The organism is Pacificibacter marinus, assembly GCF_018860665.1.
Lineage (GTDB): Bacteria > Pseudomonadota > Alphaproteobacteria > Rhodobacterales > Rhodobacteraceae > Celeribacter > Celeribacter marinus_A.
The window spans coordinates 1-19,407 of sequence record NZ_JAHKPK010000013.1; the positions used below are offsets into that span (position 1 = coordinate 1).

General features: G+C 51.3%; 14 protein-coding genes, 1 tRNA gene and 2 pseudogenes. 1 reads left to right on the plus strand and 16 read right to left on the minus strand.

Annotated features, from left to right (window positions below):
* From KO497_RS02530 to rpsL, 4 genes and pseudogenes are all read right to left on the minus strand, one after another.
* A pseudogene (locus KO497_RS02530) lies at nt 1-70 on the minus strand (GTP-binding protein); the annotation flags it as partial.
* 56 nt (nt 71-126) lie between these two features.
* Nucleotides 127-2,244 (minus strand): elongation factor G, encoded by a 2,118-nt coding sequence (gene fusA, locus KO497_RS02535; RefSeq protein WP_215942396.1) that lies wholly within the window; start codon nt 2,242-2,244, stop codon nt 127-129.
* A 15-nt stretch (nt 2,245-2,259) separates the two neighbouring features.
* Nucleotides 2,260-2,730: a 30S ribosomal protein S7 gene (gene rpsG, locus KO497_RS02540; RefSeq protein WP_215942397.1), complete on the minus strand. Its 471-nt coding sequence runs from the start codon at nt 2,728-2,730 to the stop codon at nt 2,260-2,262.
* Between the two features lie 12 nt (nt 2,731-2,742).
* Nucleotides 2,743-3,114: a 30S ribosomal protein S12 gene (gene rpsL, locus KO497_RS02545; protein ID WP_085848203.1), complete on the minus strand. Its 372-nt coding sequence runs from the start codon at nt 3,112-3,114 to the stop codon at nt 2,743-2,745.
* Nucleotides 3,115-3,605: 491 nt separating this feature from the next.
* Between rpsL and KO497_RS02550 the strand changes: the two genes are divergently transcribed.
* On the plus strand, nt 3,606-4,613 hold the full coding sequence (locus KO497_RS02550; RefSeq protein ID WP_215942398.1) for a glycosyltransferase family 2 protein: 1,008 nt from the start codon (nt 3,606-3,608) through the stop codon (nt 4,611-4,613).
* A gap of 102 nt (nt 4,614-4,715) precedes the next feature.
* On the opposite strand, the gene rpoC is transcribed toward KO497_RS02550, so the two are convergent.
* The 12 genes and pseudogenes from rpoC to tuf all read right to left on the minus strand — a co-directional run.
* Nucleotides 4,716-8,963, minus strand: coding sequence for a DNA-directed RNA polymerase subunit beta' (gene rpoC, locus KO497_RS02555; protein ID WP_215942399.1), 4,248 nt, complete (start codon nt 8,961-8,963; stop codon nt 4,716-4,718).
* 55 nt (nt 8,964-9,018) lie between these two features.
* Nucleotides 9,019-13,155: a DNA-directed RNA polymerase subunit beta gene (gene rpoB, locus KO497_RS02560; RefSeq protein WP_215942400.1), complete on the minus strand. Its 4,137-nt coding sequence runs from the start codon at nt 13,153-13,155 to the stop codon at nt 9,019-9,021.
* 264 nt (nt 13,156-13,419) lie between these two features.
* Nucleotides 13,420-13,791, minus strand: coding sequence for a 50S ribosomal protein L7/L12 (gene rplL, locus KO497_RS02565; protein ID WP_215942401.1), 372 nt, complete (start codon nt 13,789-13,791; stop codon nt 13,420-13,422).
* Between the two features lie 72 nt (nt 13,792-13,863).
* Complete coding sequence (gene rplJ / locus KO497_RS02570) at nt 13,864-14,379, minus strand: 50S ribosomal protein L10 (RefSeq protein ID WP_215942402.1); 516 nt, start codon at nt 14,377-14,379, stop codon at nt 13,864-13,866.
* A 449-nt stretch (nt 14,380-14,828) separates the two neighbouring features.
* The gene (gene rplA / locus KO497_RS02575; protein ID WP_215942403.1) at nt 14,829-15,527 is read right to left on the minus strand and encodes a 50S ribosomal protein L1; all 699 of its coding nucleotides are present in this window, start codon (nt 15,525-15,527) and stop codon (nt 14,829-14,831) included.
* Entirely contained in the window at nt 15,527-15,952 is a 426-nt protein-coding gene (rplK, locus tag KO497_RS02580) for a 50S ribosomal protein L11 (protein WP_215942404.1), read from the minus strand. Before rplK ends, rplA begins: the two co-directional genes overlap by 1 nt.
* Before the next feature lie 109 nt (nt 15,953-16,061).
* On the minus strand, nt 16,062-16,598 hold the full coding sequence (gene nusG / locus KO497_RS02585; RefSeq protein WP_215942405.1) for a transcription termination/antitermination protein NusG: 537 nt from the start codon (nt 16,596-16,598) through the stop codon (nt 16,062-16,064).
* Between the two features lie 204 nt (nt 16,599-16,802).
* Entirely contained in the window at nt 16,803-17,363 is a 561-nt protein-coding gene (locus tag KO497_RS02590; protein ID WP_215942406.1) for a pyridoxamine 5'-phosphate oxidase family protein, read from the minus strand.
* Nucleotides 17,364-17,398: 35 nt separating this feature from the next.
* Nucleotides 17,399-17,596 (minus strand): preprotein translocase subunit SecE, encoded by a 198-nt coding sequence (gene secE / locus KO497_RS02595; RefSeq protein ID WP_215942407.1) that lies wholly within the window; start codon nt 17,594-17,596, stop codon nt 17,399-17,401.
* A gap of 205 nt (nt 17,597-17,801) precedes the next feature.
* Nucleotides 17,802-17,877 (minus strand) — tRNA-Trp (locus KO497_RS02600).
* Between the two features lie 114 nt (nt 17,878-17,991).
* Nucleotides 17,992-19,134: a hypothetical protein gene (locus tag KO497_RS02605; RefSeq protein ID WP_215942408.1), complete on the minus strand. Its 1,143-nt coding sequence runs from the start codon at nt 19,132-19,134 to the stop codon at nt 17,992-17,994.
* A 147-nt stretch (nt 19,135-19,281) separates the two neighbouring features.
* A pseudogene (gene tuf / locus KO497_RS02610) lies at nt 19,282-19,407 on the minus strand (elongation factor Tu); the annotation flags it as partial.

The window sequence follows — 19,407 nt, forward strand, 5'->3', positions numbered from 1 at the left end:
CGTGGTCAACGTGACCAATCGTGCCGATGTTGCAGTGCGGTTTATTACGCTCGAACTTTTCCTTAGCCATGATGGCCTCCTATTAAAACGTTGGGGGACCCAACCTCGTCAGGTCCCCAATTTCGATTAAGCGTATTTCGCTTGAATTTCTTCGGAGATGTTCGAAGGAACAGCTTCGTAGTGGTCAAACTGCATCGAGAATTGCGCGCGGCCCGAAGACATAGAGCGCAATGTGTTGATGTAACCGAACATGTTGGCAAGTGGCACAAACGCGTCGATGGCAATTGCATTGCCGCGTGTGTCCTGACCCTGAACCTGTCCACGACGGGAGGTAAGGTCACCAATGATGCCACCAGTGTATTCTTCTGGTGTAATCACTTCGACTTTCATGATTGGCTCGAGCATTTTCGCGCCAGCTTTTTTCATGCCTTCACGCATACACATACGTGCAGCGATCTCAAATGCCATGATTGAGGAGTCAACATCATGGAATTTACCGTCAAGCAAGACCACTTTGAAGTCGATCACAGGGAAGCCAGCCAATGGGCCGTTATCCATGACAGACAAGATGCCTTTTTCAACGCCAGGAATGTATTCCTTAGGCACAGAACCGCCAACAATTTTGGACTCGAAGGAGTAGCCTTCGCCGGGCTCAGTTGGGATGATTTGCATCTTCACTTCGCCGTACTGACCAGAACCACCAGACTGTTTCTTGTGGGTGTATGTGTGCTCAACTTCGTGTGAAATTGTTTCACGGTAAGCCACTTGTGGGGCACCAATGTTGGCTTCCACTTTAAACTCACGTTTCATACGGTCCACGAGAATGTCGAGGTGAAGCTCGCCCATGCCCTTCATGATGGTCTGACCAGATTCGAGGTCAGTTTCCACACGGAAGGATGGATCTTCAGCAGAAAGACGCTGAAGCGCAATGCCCATTTTCTCTTGGTCAGCTTTTGTTTTTGGCTCAACCGCGATCTCGATCACAGGCTCTGGGAATGTCATTGTTTCAAGAACAACAGGCTCAGAAGGTGAACAAAGGGTATCACCTGTGGTTGTGTTCTTCAGACCACCAAGCGCAATGATGTCACCCGCGAATGCTTCGGTGATTTCTTCACGCTCATTTGAGTGCATCATCATCATACGACCAACACGCTCTTTGTTACCCTTGGTAGAGTTGAGCAGGTTGTCACCTTTTTCGAGTGTACCGGAGTAGATCCGAGTAAACGTCAAGGAGCCCACGAATGGGTCGTTCATGATTTTGAATGCAAGGCCAGAGAACGCCATGTTATCATCCGCACGACGCGGGATATCACGTGTCTCAGTCTCGTCACCTGGTTTAAAGCCCATGTAGTCAACAACGTCGAGCGGGCTCGGCAAGTAGTCAACAACAGCGTTGAGCAATGGCTGAACGCCTTTGTTTTTGAAGGCAGAGCCGCCAAGAACAGGAACGAAAGACAAAGACAAACAAGCTTTGCGGATCAACGCACGCAAAGCCGGAACCTCAGGCTCAACGCCTTCAAGGTATGCTTCCATTGCGGCATCGTCTTGCTCAACAGCAGCTTCAACGAGCTTTTCACGGTACTCAGCGGCAAGATCAGCCAAGCTATCACGGATTGGAGCTTTGATCCAAGACGCGCCAAGGTCTTCGCCCTGCCACAACCACTCTTCCATTGTGACCAGATCGACCAAGCCTTCCAGCTCGTCTTCGGCACCGATCGGGAACGCGACAGGAATAGCGCGCGCGCCACAACGATCTTCGATCATCTCGACACACTTAAAGAAGTCCGCGCCGATTTTGTCCATTTTATTGACAAAAACCATACGTGGAACTTTGTAGCGATCAGCCTGACGCCAAACAGTTTCAGTCTGTGGCTCAACACCAGCGTTGGCATCGAGAACACAAACTGCCCCATCGAGAACAGCCAAGGAACGCTCAACTTCGATTGTGAAGTCAACGTGACCTGGTGTGTCGATGATGTTCATGCGGTGCTTAGGAGAGTCGGCCTCTGTGCCGTTCTCAGTACGCTCCCAGAATGTCGTCGTCGCAGCGGAAGTAATCGTAATACCCCGTTCCTGCTCCTGCTCCATCCAGTCCATTGTCGCAGCGCCATCGTGCACTTCGCCAATGTTGTGAGATTTACCTGTGTAGTACAGGATGCGCTCGGAACAGGTGGTTTTACCTGCGTCAATGTGCGCAATGATACCGAAGTTACGGTACAGTTCGAGAGGGTAATCGCGTGCCATGTCGGTGCTTTCCTCTTACCAGCGGTAGTGGCTGAACGCTTTGTTCGCGTCGGCCATTTTGTGCGTATCTTCGCGTTTTTTCACAGCGGAACCACGGCCGTTAACTGCGTCAAGCAATTCACCAGCGAGGCGTTCTTCCATTGTGTTTTCGTTGCGTGAACGTGCAGCGTTGATCAACCAGCGGATAGCCAAGGCTTCGCGGCGCTCTGTGCGCACTTCAACAGGCACTTGATACGTTGCACCACCAACACGGCGTGAACGCACTTCAACAGATGGCTTAACGTTTTCGAGTGCTTCGTGGAACACTTCTACGGGTGCTTTTTTGAGCTTGTCTTCAACGCGGTCAAATGCGTTGTAAACGATTTTCTCAGCAGCAGATTTTTTACCATCGATCATGAGATTGTTCATGAACTTGGACAAGACGCGATCACCAAATTTGGCGTCGGGCAGAATTTCGCGCTTTTCAGCGGCGTGACGACGGGACATACCAGTCTCTCCTTACTTAGGACGCTTAGCGCCGTATTTCGAACGACGTTGTTTACGATCTTTAACGCCTTGCGTATCAAGCACACCGCGCAGGATGTGGTAACGAACGCCTGGAAGATCTTTTACGCGGCCGCCACGGATCAGGACAACAGAGTGTTCCTGAAGGTTGTGGCTTTCACCTGGGATGTAAGAAATAACCTCAAAGCCGTTTGTAAGGCGCACTTTGGCAACTTTACGCATAGCGGAGTTCGGTTTCTTTGGCGTCGTTGTATAGACGCGCGTACATACACCACGTTTTTGTGGGCAGGACTCCAAGTGCATAGACTTCGAGCGCTTAACTTTCGGCTGGCGCGGCTTGCGGATCAGCTGTTGGATCGTTGGCATTGAGGGATTCCCCGTATTTCAACACATTTCGCCATGACGATTGCCATGACATCTCAGATAGACCGTTATGCGGTACGCATAACACAAAAACCCGCTATCGCTCCCATTCCGAGGTGAACGACGCGGTGAGTTCCCAGAGGATCAAAGCGTCTCAAATTGCTTGGATCTTGGCCACTACGATGTAGAATTCGGCGAAAAGAAGGAAACCTCCTATGCCGGATGAGCGCTCGTATATGGAGAGTCGCGCCCCTTGTCAACAGCGCCCCCGCCTTGCCACCTGCCCGTCCGGGACGTGACGTTCAAATGCCCAACCTAAGCACAACTTTCATATTAGAAACGGCTGCGAGTATTTCAGAAACAGGCATTGCAAAAGTCACCCCAAGGCAGGTTCATTTGCTAAACCGCCCCTTATGTTGGCTTTATTAATACGTCATACGTAGATTGAAAAAATCCGCCAGAGTGGTGGGACATTAAAGTCGGATCTAAGCCCAATGCGCTACACAGTTGCAACAAAGGTCAAGAACGAAGGCGCCTTTTTGCTGGAATGGGTGGCGTGGCAAAAGATGCTTGGGTTCGACGATATCCTTGTCGTCCACAATGATTGTGATCCCGTTTTCAAAGATATGCTGTCCTGCCTACAAGCCTCAGGCTGGATCACCGCCGCCGAGCATTTCCCCAAGGGCGGCAAACTCGCGGGCCCCTCTGCGCAAAACTGCATCAAACAGCACCCATTGGTTAAGAACACCGATTGGTTGTTCATCTGTGACGTGGACGAGTATCTTGTCATCCATGATGGGGATCAAACCGTCCCCTCATTTTTAGACGGCAGGCACCTCAAAGAAGCTGGGTTTGTCGTGCAATGGAAATCCTTTGGGACGGCTGGTAAGCACAGTTGGAAAGATCGACTTTTGCACCGCACGTTCACCCAAGCGGCGGCGACCAAGACCCCTGCGAATATGTTCTACAAATCTTTCATTTATAAACCCCGTCGTTTTCGCAAACTTGGGGCGCATGAACCCTATGGGTTTAATGGTGATGGTGCGTGGGGCGAAGGCACAAATGTGTTCCACCGCGCGAATGGAACGCAGATCAATTTCGACCCCAATGGCAAACCCAAGATGCGCGTCAATCCGAAATGGATTTCGCATGAAGGAGCGCAGCTGAATCATTACATCACCAAATGGTTTGAAAGCTTTTCTGCCAAATCCGGCACATCAAGCCTATACAATCGGAGCGCAAAAAACCGCTATTCCATGAATTTCTTTGAGCGCTACAACCGCAATGATGGTGAAGATACGTCGGCAGTCGCGCTTAAGCACCGCTTTCAACCCGTGTACGATAGATTGATGGCGGTTCCTGGGCTCAAAGCACTGCATCATTTGAATTGCGCGCATTATGTGAAAATGCTCAACGAGAACACCGGCTTCAAGACCGAGGACGACGCGCGCTATACAGAACAATTGCAAGCCGCAGCAAGCGCGGCAGCTAATACTGACTAGCGAAGAACCGCTGTAAAACGGCACCTTTCTACAAATTTCACCAGACACAAAAAAAGGGCCCCGCAATCCAGCGAGGCCCTTTTTGAATTTTATGTTTTACGCTTATGCGTCAGATTCTGGTGTCTCAACCAAAGTGCTTGAGAAGATATCATCCGCTGCTTCAACCGCAGCTGGCGCTGGGGCTGCAAGCAAGGCTGCTGCTTCTGCTTCTGCACGCGCGTCTTCGATCACTGTTGTATCGCGATCGAGTGCGATTTTGCGTACGGCTTTGGTTGCACCACCGGTACCGGCAGGGATCAAGCGGCCCACGATAACGTTTTCTTTGAGACCAACCAGTTTGTCGCGCTTGCCTTGGACAGATGCTTCGGTGAGCACGCGGGTGGTTTCTTGGAAAGACGCCGCAGAGATAAACGAACGTGTCTGCAAGGACGCCTTGGTGATCCCAAGAAGGATCGGCTGGCCTTTTGCAGGACGACCATTTTTGGACTCGGCTTTCGCGTTGGCTTCTTCGAATTCGATTTTGTCCACGTTCTCGCCTTTGAGAAGAGTGGTGTCACCGGATTCGAGGATTTCCCATTTTTGCAACATCTGACGAACGATAACCTCGATGTGCTTATCGTTGATCTTAACGCCTTGCAGACGATAGACCTCTTGGACCTCGGCAATCATGTAAACAGCCAGAGCTTCGATACCCATAATCGCAAGGATATCATGCGGCGCTGGGTTGCCGTCCATGATGTAGTCGCCTTTGGTCACAAAGTCGCCTTCGGCCACAGGGATGTGTTTGCCCTTTGGCACCATGTATTCGACTTTGACGTCTGAATCTTCTGCAGATTCAATCGCGATACGACGCTTGTTTTTGTAGTCTTTGCCAAAGCGTACGTAACCGTCGATTTCCGCGATGATCGCGTGATCTTTCGGACGACGTGCTTCGAAGAGTTCAGCAACACGCGGCAGACCACCGGTGATGTCTTTTGTCTTCGCGCCTTCGCGTGGAATACGTGCAACAACGTCACCCGCTTGAATGTCCTGACCGTCCTCGATTGAGAGGATGGCATCAACAGACATCAAGTAAGTCACAGGGTTGCCAACGTCATTGCGCATGGGTTCGCCATCAGCATCCAAGATCAGAACCTCAGGTTTCAGATCACCACCTTTTGGCACAGAGCGCCAATCGGAAACGATTTTCTGAGACATGCCTGTCGCATCATCGGTAACGTCGCGCACAGACAGACCTGAGATAAGATCGACAAACTTCGCTTTACCGCCTTTTTCAGCGATGATTGGAAGCGTGTACGGATCCCATTCAAACAGCTTGTGACCCCGTGGGATCGTTTCACCGTCTTTAACAAACACTTTGGTACCGTAACCGAGTTTGTACGATGCACGTTCAACGCCATGTTCGTCCACGATCGCCATTTGCATGTTACGTCCCATAACGATGTTTTCGCCATGAGTGTTTTCAAGCAAAAGCGCGTTCGTGAGAACGATTTTGCCCTCTTGGCTCGACTCTTGGAAGGACTGTTGACCACCCTGCGCAACACCGCCGATGTGGAAGGTACGCATTGTAAGCTGCGTGCCTGGCTCACCGATGGATTGTGCCGCGATGATGCCGACAGCCTCACCTTGGTTGACCATAGTTCCACGTGCAAGGTCACGACCGTAACACATCGCACAAACGCCTTCTTCTGCTTCACATGTCAGCGGTGAACGGATGCGCATTGTGGCGATCCCTGCAGCCTCGATGATGTCAGACTTGCGTTCGTCGATCAGTTCGTTTTTCGCAACCAGAACCTCGTCTGTGCCAGGACGCAGAACGTCATCAGCAGAAACACGGCCCAAGATACGTTCAGCCAAAGACGCAACCACTTCACCGTCATTCACAGCAGCTTCAGCTGTGATGGCGATTTCAGTGCCACAATCGACTTCGCGGATGATGCAATCTTGCGCAACGTCCACAAGACGACGTGTGAGGTAACCCGAGTTCGCTGTTTTAAGCGCTGTATCGGACAGACCCTTACGTGCCCCGTGTGTCGAGTTAAAGTACTCGAGAACGGTGAGGCCTTCTTTAAAGTTCGAGATGATCGGTGTCTCGATGATTTCGCCGGATGGTTTGGCCATAAGACCGCGCATACCGCCAAGCTGTTTCATCTGTGTAACCGAACCACGCGCACCAGAGTGAGCCATCATGTAAACGGAGTTAGGCTCATTTTCAGCGCCGTTTTCGTCTACACCCGCTGTCGAGATGTTCAACATCATCGCATCGGTGACTTTGTCATTACACTTGGCCCAAGCATCAACAACTTTGTTGTACTTCTCGCCTTGGGTGATCAGGCCGTCCATGTACTGCTGTTCGAAATCCTTAACTTGATCGCGGGTTTCATCAACCAGCGGCCATTTGGAGTCAGGGATAACCATGTCATCTTTACCGAACGAGATGCCGGCTTTGAACGCTTCGCGGAAGCCCAAAGTCATGATCTGGTCACAGAAGATCACAGACTCTTTTTGACCACAGTAGCGGTAAACAGTGTCGATGACTTGCTGCACTTCTTTCTTACGAAGAAGACGGTTCACAAGGTCAAATGGTGCTTTCGCGTTCAGCGGCAAGAGGCCACCAAGGCGCAAGCGACCAGGGGTCGTGTCGAACAAAACAGGCACTTCAAGACCGTGCTCATCGATTTGTGTCATACGCGCTTTGATCTTGGCGTGCAGATGCACTTCGCCAGCATTCAATGCGTGCTCAACCTCTTCGATGTCGGAGAAGATCATGCCTTCGCCCTTCATCCCACTACGTTCCATAGTCACGTAGTAAAGGCCCAAGATCATATCCTGAGAAGGTACAATGATCGGCGCGCCGTTGGCTGGCGACAGAACGTTGTTCGTGGACATCATCAAGACGCGGGCTTCAAGCTGTGCTTCCAAAGACAAAGGCACGTGAACAGCCATTTGGTCACCGTCGAAGTCGGCGTTAAACGCAGAACATACGAGAGGGTGCAGGTTGATCGCTTTGCCTTCAACCAACACAGGTTCAAACGCTTGGATACCCAAACGGTGAAGAGTCGGCGCGCGGTTAAGCATCACTGGGTGTTCGCGGATAACTTCGTCGAGGATATCCCACACTTCAGGACGCTCTTTTTCGACCAATTTCTTGGCTTGTTTCACAGTGGAAGACAGGCCTTTGGCTTCAAGACGCGAGTAGATGAACGGCTTAAACAGTTCGAGCGCCATCTTTTTGGGCAAACCACACTGGTGAAGCTTGAGCTCAGGGCCCGTCACAATCACCGAACGACCAGAGAAGTCGACGCGTTTACCCAAAAGGTTCTGACGGAAGCGACCTTGCTTACCCTTCAGCATGTCTGACAGCGATTTCAACGGACGCTTATTGGCACCCGTGATCACGCGGCCACGACGACCGTTGTCGAACAAAGCATCGACAGATTCTTGCAACATACGTTTCTCGTTGCGCACGATGATATCGGGCGCACGCAGCTCGATGAGGCGCTTGAGACGGTTGTTACGGTTGATCACGCGGCGGTACAGATCGTTGAGATCGGATGTCGCGAAACGGCCACCATCAAGTGGAACAAGTGGGCGCAATTCTGGTGGGATCACAGGGATCACGGTCAGGATCATCCACTCAGGACGGTTGCCAGATTCCAAGAAGGACTCAACGATTTTGAGACGCTTGATGATCTTTTTAGGCTTCAACTCGCCAGTCGCTTCTTTGAGGTCTTCGCGCAGTTGGTCTGCGGTGGACTCAAGATCGATATTGGACAGCATTTTACGGATTGCTTCGGCGCCGATGTCGGCCTCGAATGCGTCCGCGCCGTAGATGTCTTGCGCGTCCATGAACTCTTCTTCGGTCATCATTTGACCATAGGTGAGTTCTGTCAGACCAGGTTCGATCACGACGTAGTTTTCAAAGTACAAAACGCGCTCAAGATCACGCAAAGTCATATCGAGCATAAGACCGATACGGCTTGGAAGTGATTTCAAGAACCAGATGTGCGCTACAGGAGCTGCAAGCTCGATGTGGCCCATACGTTCGCGACGGACTTTCTGGAGAGTAACCTCAACACCACATTTCTCGCAGACAACGCCGCGGTACTTCATGCGTTTGTATTTACCACACAAGCATTCGTAGTCTTTGATCGGGCCAAAGATACGCGCACAGAAAAGGCCGTCACGTTCTGGTTTGAACGTCCGGTAGTTGATGGTTTCTGGCTTTTTAATTTCACCATAAGACCATGAGAGAATCCGCTCAGGAGAGGCCAAGGACACTTTGATCTCGTCAAAGGTCGATGGCTGCGCCAGAGGGTTAAACGGGTTTGTTGTTAGTTCCTGGTTCATCTTTTGAGTTCCTCAAATTGTTGCGGAAAGGAGAGAGAAATAAGCGCCGAAGCCCTTATTCCTCATCCTCCGCATCCAGGAGTTCCATGTTGAGACCGAGGCCACGGACTTCTTTGACAAGAACATTGAAGGACTCGGGGATACCCGCTTCAAAGTTGTCTTCGCCCTTAACGATCGACTCGTAGACTTTCGCACGACCAGCGACGTCATCTGACTTAACTGTGAGCATCTCTTGCAGCGTGTATGCCGCGCCATATGCTTCCAGTGCCCAGACTTCCATCTCACCAAAGCGCTGACCACCAAACTGTGCCTTACCACCCAGCGGCTGCTGCGTAACAAGAGAGTATGGCCCCGTGGAACGGGCGTGGATTTTATCATCCACAAGGTGGTGCAGTTTCAGCAGATACTTCATGCCAACAGTTACACGACGTGAAAATTGCTCACCTGTGCGACCATCAAACAAGACAGACTGTGCTGAAGTGTCGAAACCAGCTTTAGCCAAAGCTTCGTTGATGTCAGACTCTTTAGCGCCATCAAAAACAGGTGTCGCGATTGGAACACCGTTTGTGACATTGCCAGCTTTTTCAAGCAGATCTTCATCTGTAAGATCAGCAAGGCCTTCCTCATAGACGTTGTCGCCGTACACGAATTTCATCGCGTCTTTAACAGGAGTCATGTCACCTGAGCGGCGGTATTCTTGTAGAGCTTCGTCCACTTGAATGCCCATGCCGCGTGCGGCCCAACCCATGTGAGTTTCTAAGATCTGACCAACGTTCATACGTGATGGAACGCCGAGCGGGTTCAGACAGAAATCAACAGGCGTACCATCTGCGAGGAACGGCATGTCCTCCATTGGCACAACGCGTGAAATCACACCTTTGTTCCCGTGACGACCAGCCATTTTATCACCAGGCTGAAGCTTACGCTTCACAGCGATAAAGACTTTGACCATCTTCATCACACCTGGAGGCAGATCGTCGCCACGACGTACTTTTTCAACTTTATCTTCAAAGCGGTGCTCAAGCGCACGTTTTTGAATTTCGTACTGCTCGTTCAAAGCTTCAACGATGATCGCATCGTCTTCGTCTTCGAGTGCAAGCTGCCACCACTGACCTTTGGACAGTTGATCCAAAAGCGCCTCATCGACGACAACATTGGGCGCAACGCCTTTCGGGCCTTTGGCCGCGACTTTGCCGAGAACCATGGATTTCAGACGCGCATAGATGTTGCGATCCAAGATGCCCATTTCATCGTCACGGTCACGTGCAAGACGTTCGATTTCTTCACGTTCGATTTGCACAGAACGCTCGTCTTTTTCAACGCCGTGACGGTTGAAGACGCGCACCTCTACGATCGTGCCGTAGTCGCCCGGTTTCACACGCAAAGATGTGTCACGTACGTCGGAGGCTTTCTCACCAAAGATGGCGCGCAGAAGTTTTTCTTCTGGTGTCATCGGGCTTTCGCCTTTTGGTGTGATTTTACCAACGAGAATGTCACCTGGCTCAACATGAGCACCGATGTAGACGATCCCTGCTTCGTCGAGGTTACGCAAGGCTTCCTCGCCGACGTTTGGAATATCGCGGGTGATTTCCTCTGGGCCGAGTTTCGTATCACGGGCTGCGACTTCGAATTCTTCGATGTGAACCGATGTGAATACGTCGTCACGCGCGATGCGCTCAGAAATCAGAATGGAGTCTTCGTAGTTGTAGCCATTCCAAGGCATAAACGCCACGCAGACGTTTTTACCCAAAGCCAATTCGCCCATATCTGTGGACGGGCCGTCAGCAATAACTTCCATTTTGCCAACAGTGTCGCCAACCTTAACCAATGGTTTTTGGTTGATACAGGTGTTTTGGTTCGACCGTTGGAATTTGCGTAGACGGTAGATGTCTACGCCAGGATCGCCAGGCTCTAGATCGTGTGTCGCACGCACAACGATACGAGTCGCATCGACTTGGTCGATGATACCAGCACGTTTCGCCATGATCGCAGCGCCGGAATCGCGGGCCACAACTTCTTCGATACCTGTGCCGACAAGTGGTGCTTCAGCACGCAAGAGTGGAACAGCCTGACGTTGCATGTTCGAGCCCATCAAGGCCCGGTTCGCATCGTCATTTTCGAGGAAGGGAATCAAAGACGCCGCAACGGAGACCAGCTGCTTTGGTGAAACGTCAATCAAGTCCACGTTCTCAGGCGGGTTAAGCGCGTGCTCACCAGACTGACGTGTGGAAACGAAATCGTTCGTAAAGCGGTTGTTCTCATCCAAAGACGCGTTGGCCTGCGCCACAGTGTGACGCATTTCTTCGGTCGCGGACATGTACTGAACTTCGTCTGTCACCTGACCGTCAACAACTTTACGGTAAGGCGTTTCAATGAAGCCATATTTGTTCACACGCGCAAAAGTTGCGAGTGAGTTGATCAGACCAATATTCGGCCCCTCTGGCGTCTCAATTGGACACATGCGGCCGTAGTGCGTGATGTGAACATCGCGAACTTCAAAACCAGCACGTTCGCGTGTCAAACCGCCAGGTCCAAGCGCAGACAAACGACGTTTGTGCGTGACTTCGGACAATGGGTTGGTTTGGTCCATGAACTGTGACAACTGCGAGGAGCCGAAGAATTCACGAACAGCAGCCGCAGCAGGTTTCGCGTTGATCAAGTCTTGTGGCATGACTGTGTCGATTTCGACAGAAGACATACGCTCTTTGATCGCGCGTTCCATACGCAGAAGACCAACACGGTATTGGTTTTCCATCAGCTCGCCAACAGAACGCACGCGACGGTTGCCCAAGTGGTCAATATCGTCGATGTCGCCTTTGCCGTCACGCAATTCAACCAATGCTTTGATACAAGCAATGATGTCTTCGCGGCGTAAAGTGCGGTGTGTGTCTGGGGCATCAAGATCGAGACGCATGTTCATTTTCACACGGCCAACCGCGGAAAGGTCGTAACGCTCGGAATCGAAGAACAGGCTCTCAAAAAGGCTAGACGCCGCATCAACGGTGGGTGGCTCACCCGGACGCATCACACGGTAGATATCCATGAGCGCTGTTTCGCGGTTCATATTTTTATCTTGTGCAAGTGTGTTGCGGATGTAAGGACCAACATTCACGCCATCGATGTCGAGCACAGGAATATCTGTGATGCCCGCATCCAGAAGATCTTTCAAAGATCCGCCAATGACTGTGCCGTCTTTATCCATCTCAAGAACGAGTTCGTCACCAGCTTCGACGTAAATCGCGCCAGTTTCTTCGTTGATGATGTCTTTGGCGACATATTTGCCAACGATGTTCTCGTAGGGCACGAGAAGTTCTGTAACAGAACCTTCATCGATGATTTTCTTAACAGCGCGCGGCGTCATTTTGTCGCCAGCTTTACAGATGATTTCACCTGTTGCCGCATCGACCAAATCAAACGTCGGACGTGTGCCACGTACGCGCTCAGGGAAGAACGGGGTCACCCAACCTTTGTTCTTTTCGAGCTTGTAGTCGACAGTCTCGTAGTAGGCGTCCATGATGCCTTCTTGGTCGAGACCAAGAGAGTACAACAATGACGTCACTGGCAATTTGCGACGGCGGTCAATACGCACGTAAACGGTGTCTTTGGCGTCGAATTCGAAATCGAGCCAAGAGCCACGGTACGGAATGATCCGACATGCAAACAAGAGTTTACCAGAAGAGTGTGTTTTGCCTTTGTCGTGATCAAAGAACACACCAGGGGAACGGTGCATTTGCGACACGATCACGCGCTCGGTGCCGTTCACAACGAAGGTACCGTTTGGTGTCATCAAAGGCATATCGCCCATGAACACGTCTTGTTCTTTGATGTCTTTCACAGACTTTGCGCCTGTGTCTTCGTCCACATCAAACACGATGAGGCGCAGCGTCACTTTAAGCGGCGCGCTGTAGGTCATGTCACGTTGCTGACATTCCTCTACATCGTATTTTGGTTTTTCAAGTTCGTATTTTACGAACTCAAGAACAGCGGTCTCGTTGAAATCCTTGATCGGGAAAACCGATTGGAAAACACCTTTGATGCCTTCGCCGTCAAGCGGCTGTGGCTCATCGCCAGATTTCAAAAAGAGGTCGTATGAAGATTTCTGAACCTCAATGAGGTTCGGCATTTCCAATACTTCACGGATTTTGCCGTAATACTTCCGGAGCCGTTTCTGGCCAAGGTAGGTCGAAGCCATGCGCGTCATTACCTTTCGAGTTTTCGCGAGCTGCATCCTGCCGGTGGGCGCCGGCCGATGTACCCTTACGAAACAGAGGAGTTCGATCTATTCCTGCCACCGTCCCACCGATGGCTCCCGATCTGAACCCTCCTTAGAAAATGTCCCATCTGGGGCACTTGCTGAGGCGGATTACCTTTTCCTATCCCTCAAGACAGGTTCGGCTGGACCCCGAAATTCGGGATCCAGCCTTAACTTTATGCGGCCAGAAACTGGCCAAAGCGATTATGCAACTTCGACTGTAGCGCCGGCTGCTTCGAGTTTCGCTTTAACGTCTTCTGCTTCAGCTTTATCAACGCCTTCTTTGATTTTGCCACCAGCTTCAACGAGGTCTTTTGCTTCTTTCAGGCCGAGACCTGTGATCGCGCGAACTTCTTTGATCACGCCGATTTTAGAAGCGCCTGCGTCTTTGAGAACAACGTCAAATTCAGTTTTCTCTTCAGCAGCTGCACCAGCGTCTGCTGCACCAGCAACCATTACGGCGCCGCCAGCAGCTGGCTCGATGCCATACTCGTCTTTAAGGATAGTTTTCAGTTCTTGTGCTTCGAGAAGTGTAAGACCTACGATCTCTTCAGCAAGTTTTTTCAGATCAGCCATTGTACTGTTTCCGTTCGTTTTAATTTCTGTTCCAACGTGTGCTTTATGCAAACTACGTCAGTCCTAGATTGCTTATGCAGCGGCTTTGTCTTCGATAGTAGACAAGATGCCAGCGATGTTCGAAGCAGGAGCGCCAATCGCGCCAGCGATGTTCGATGCAGGTGCGCCAATGCAACCCACGATAGAAGCAATAAGCTCCTCGCGAGAAGGCATTTTCGCAACGGCAGCAACACCGGCGACGTCGAGAGCGTTATCACCCATAGCACCACCAAGGATAACGAACTTGTCGTTGTCTTTAGCGAAATCTTGAGAAACCTTAGCCGCAGCCACAGGATCCTCAGAGTAGGTCATAACAGTCATGCCTGTCAGGTATTCAGCAATGCTTGCGCAGGGCTTACCGTCGAGGGCGATTTTGGCGAGCTTATTCTTGGCAACGCGTACGGATCCACCTACTTCGCGCATACGCGCGCGCAGATCCTGCATATTTGCAACCGTGAGACCTTCGTAGTGGGCAACCACAACGACGCCAGAGCTGTCAAAGATTTGGCCGAGCTCGTCGACCATTTTTTCTTTTTGGGCTCTATCCACAGTTTTTCTCCAAATTTGGGAGGGTTTCCCCTCCCGGCTCATTTCTACCGACAGATGTCGGCACGAAGTCCGTTACGGGGCTGCGCCAAAGTCACCCGAGGTAATACCTCAAATAAACTTTTCGTCTTCCCGTCTCAGGCAGGAATTATGGAAAGAGACCTTTCCACCCGCCGTCTTGGACGAAGCGCAAAACAGCGCACGACGAATCGCACACTGGACTGCAAGAGGGTGTTTAGAAGGAATGAAGAGAGAGGGCAAGGGCTATGACAAACAGAGTGCCCCGCTAAATTGCGATCACCCCATACATCTTGCCATCCAGATAATACCACAAATTCCACCTTGCCGCTAGAGCGACATTGAAACCGACGAACTTTGCGCCCCACATCAGAACGTAGATGCGAAAAAGGCGCCCCCGAAGGAGCGCCTTTCAAATCGCGAAAGCGGTTGACTTAGTTGCCAGTCGCGCTGTCGATGCTCAAAGTCACGCCTGGGCCCATTGTGGAGGACAGGGAAACTTTTTGCATGTATGCGCCTTTGGAACCTGTTGGCTTCGCTTTTTGAACAGCTTCAACAAATGCACGAACGTTTTCGACAAGCTGCTCGTTAGAGAAAGAGGCTTTGCCAACGCCAGCGTGAACAACGCCACCTTTTTCAGCTTTGAACTGAACTTCGCCACCTTTTGCTGCTTCAACGGCCGCTTTCACGTCCATAGTCACAGTGCCAACTTTAGGGTTTGGCATCAGGTTGCGTGGGCCAAGAACTTTACCGAGACGACCAACAACAGGCATCATGTCAGGTGTTGCGATACAACGATCGAAATCGATTGTGCCGCCCTGAATGGTTTCCATCAGATCTTCTGCGCCAACGATGTCCGCGCCAGCAGCCAAAGCTTCTTCAGCTTTAGGGCCGCGTGCAAACACAGCAACACGAACCGTCTTGCCTGTGCCGTTTGGCAAAGACACAACGCCGCGGACCATTTGGTCAGCGTGGCGTGGATCAACACCAAGGTTCAATGCGATTTCAACAGTTTCGTCGAATTTCGCTGTCGCGCCAGTTTTCACCAATGCGATTGCGTCTTCGACTGTGAGGTCTGCTTTGCCTGCGAATGCTTCGCGGTTTGCAGTCGTACGTTTACCGAGTTTCGCCATTACTTCACCTCGATGCCCATAGAACTCGCGGACCCGAGGATGATTTTCATCGCGGCCTCGATGTCGTTTGCGTTCAGGTCTTTCATTTTTGCTTCGGCGATTTCTTTCACCTGAGCAACAGTCACGGTGCCAACAGTTTCACGACCAGGCAATTTTGCACCGGAAGAGAGTTTCGCAGCTTTCTTGAGGAAGTAAGACGCTGGTGGCGTTTTGATGTCCATCGTGAAAGATTTGTCGGCATAGTAAGTGATCACGGTTGGGCAAGGTGCGCCAACTTCAAGATCCTGCGTTTTTGCGTTAAACGCCTTACAGAATTCCATAATGTTAATACCGCGCTGACCGAGCGCCGGACCCACGGGTGGGGACGGGTTCGCTTTGCCTGCTGGCACTTGCAGTTTCATAGTACCTGCGAGTTTCTTGGCCATGTGGCCTCTCCTTTTTTCAACTCCCCGACCAACAGCGCGCTGCGGTGGGATAATGGTTGGTGGTCTGGTCTAGACAACGCGTTGCCCTCGCCTCCCACTCACATAACGGTTAGGCCCGTTTATTGACCTGACCGAATTCCAAATCGACCGGTGTAGCCCGGCCAAAAATCGATACAGCGACTTTGAGACGCTGTGCTTCTTCGTCAACCTCTTCGACCATGCCGTCGAAGCCTTCGAATGCGCCCTCAGCCACGGATACACTTTCACCCACTTCAAAGGTGATGGTAGACCGTGGCGCTTCTGCGCTTGTTTCCTCTGCGCGACCAACAATCGCCGCAACCTCAGAATCGCGCATTGGCACGGGACGCCCGAAAGAGCCGAGGAAACCGGTAACTCGATTGATCGAGTTCACGAGGTGATAGCCTTCGTCGGTCATTTCCATGCGCACCAGCACATAGCCGGGCATGAAACGACGCTCAGCAGTCACTTTTTTGCCTCGGCGCACCTCGATGACCTCTTCGGTCGGCACCAAAACTTCGTCGAACTGATCCTCGAGACCCTTCTCGACCACAGCAACTTTGATCGCTTCGGCAATTTTTTTCTCGAAGTTCGAGAGAACGCTCACCGAATACCAACGCTTAGCCATGATGCCTGTGCCTTTTCAATCATTCCAGTATTTCTACCGGATATCGTTATTTCCTAAGCACTTATGTGCCTTTTCCCTGAACAGTAAAGCGGCGCGCAACACGAATCGATGCACGCCAGCCCAGTGGAATGGGCAGGGATTACCGCGCTGCGTCCATAAGTTCAAGTGCTTAGGCGCCTCTTGCCCCCTGAGACCGTGCTATTTTTAAAGCGCGTCATCAGGTTGCAACCCCGTGGGCATCCCATCCATGGACACAAGATTTTTCTTACGCTTGTAGGTCTCGATCTCATCATCCGTTTTTGAAGCGGCCCAATTTTTGAGTGAAGGGCGCTCGCGCGTAAATTCGAACATCGGCACGCCGTAGCCGCAAGAGGTTTGCACCAGATCGAAATCGAGAACGAAAACCTGTCGCGCATTGCGCGGCTCTTCAACGAAATGTAGCTTCATCAGCCTAGCATATTCGTCCGTACCGCGATGAACTGTGCGCCCGGTGCCATATAAACGCATGATCATGGGCGGACCTGCAACAGCGCAGAACATAAATGTCAAACGACCATCTGCCAACAGATGCGCCGCTGTTTCATTACTGGAACCAACCAGATCAAGAAACAAGGCCTCATTCGGACCAGTGATGCGCAAGAGTTCGGTTGAGCGTGGCGTCAAATTGATCCGCGTGCCATCTGCAGCCGAAGCACAAAAGAATATGTGCTGGCGTGCGATAAACGCAGCATGATCATCAGACAAAGATTTGAATTGCTCAGCCATACCAGGACCTCATTGGTCCAAAACTGGACCGAAAATTAGCCTACAAAGTTTAGAAGCGCCGCGAGACCTGTGCGAATGCCGATATCCACGAGGAAAAAGAATGTCGCGGTCAAGGCAGCCATGATGAAGACCATCACAGTTGTCAGCATCACTTCGCGGCGTGTCGGCCAGACGATTTTTGTAGCTTCTGCACGGACTTGTTGAATGAACAGAAGTGGGTTTGCCTTGGCCATGTCTTTTCCTAAACCTATAGGTCGTGTGTGATGTCGTGTTGGGCATGTACGCCACAGCGTGCCCGAATTCAAGCCCGAAGGACGGCAAAGCACCCGCTTGTGTACAGCTTATGTTTTAAAATGACACATTCCGCGCCACCAAGCCAAGCTTTTTGCGCAAACCAAGCCAGCGTCGGGGGATACGAGAATCGGACTGATTTGAAAATGGCAGGGGCACACAGACTCGAACTGTGGGCCTACGGTTTTGGAGACCGTCGCTCTACCAACTGAGCTATACCCCTATCGTCGAGCTGGAATTACGCGAAGCGCAGGATCATTGCAAGAGGGTTTTGGTAATAAGCTATCGCAACCAACCTGTTTTTAACCGATGCTGACGTCTATTGCGACCTCATTGATTAATCTCCAACGAACGCATAGGCCAGCCGCCCTGGAAACGAAAATAAATATCGGTCGCTGTCATTCAAATCACGTAACTCAATTTGAGCGCTAAACACAATGAATGCGACGATAACAACGGGGGAGAACACCACATAAAGCCTGTCCCGGCACGATTGACGGGTTCGGCATAAAATCGCGATCATCAAGAAACTGTTCACCAACGCGAAAGCAACAAATCGCGACACATCGAAGGCAACGAACAAAAGGCTCATTGGCGCCCACCCCGCCGCAAGCGCGACCACCCGCTCAAAGCGCGGAAGAGTTTCAGTTAAGCGCCACGTCAAATACGATTGCGCCAACAAAAATATCCCGCCAACCCCCGTGAAAGAAATCAACCTGAAGTAATAAAACGGTTGCGTCCAGACAACGTCATAGCTTCGACCATTCGGCCCTGGCATGACGACAGGTTCTACAGCATTTTGACGGATATCAAAATCCAAGGCGCGCGTCTGCGCAGCGTCCTGCAGGGGGACCAACATTTCATAAGGATGCGTGCCCCATTTCATTACGATAACAGATGAAATGAATGCCGCACACAAAGGCAGTGCTGCCACAACAAGCCGCCGCGGGTGGGGCAGAGAATGGCCTCTGAAATAGGTCTCTGCCGAGATCAACGTGGCGAAAATCGGCAACATATTTTCGTGGATTAGAACACCAATAACGCACAATATTGCCCGCAGCGTGACCCCGAGAACCGTAAACGGCAAATAAAGCGCCGCGGCAGTCACTGCAATCATCGCCCCCGCGAGGTAGCCGGTGTTACCGATCATTGTCGCAAACCCAATTGACATCACAAAAACGATCACCACAGCGCCCCCACCACGCACGGGTAAGACATCTCGCAGCATGATCGCTAGCAAAATGAGCGCCCCAACGAAGGTAACCCCGATGCCTATCACCTGAACTTGGGCTGCGGTCGGGCCTGCTGACAGAAACCAGCTCACGATTTCGCCAACCAAAGCGCGGCGCTGAAAGCCATTGTCGTAGGAAAAAAGATATTGCGTCATCGACCAAGACGACAAGACACTCATGCGCGTCAAACAAACAAGAATGAAGGCGAAAACAGCCAAACGAAGTGACGTTTTTAGGGATAAATCCACTGTCAATACCTTATGATAGTTAACGAATTAGGCACTCAATCACTTCACGAGAGTGCGCTAGGACAATGAATCAAATTAACTATGATGTCCAAACCAAAAAGGCCTCCCGATTGGGAGGCCTTTTCGAAGTGTTATAAGCGATAAGGCTTACTCGATGATTTTAGAAACAACACCGGAACCAACTGTGCGGCCGCCTTCGCGGATCGCAAAGCGCAGACCGTCTTCCATCGCGATTGGGGCGATGAGTTCAACAGAGAACTTCAAGTTGTCGCC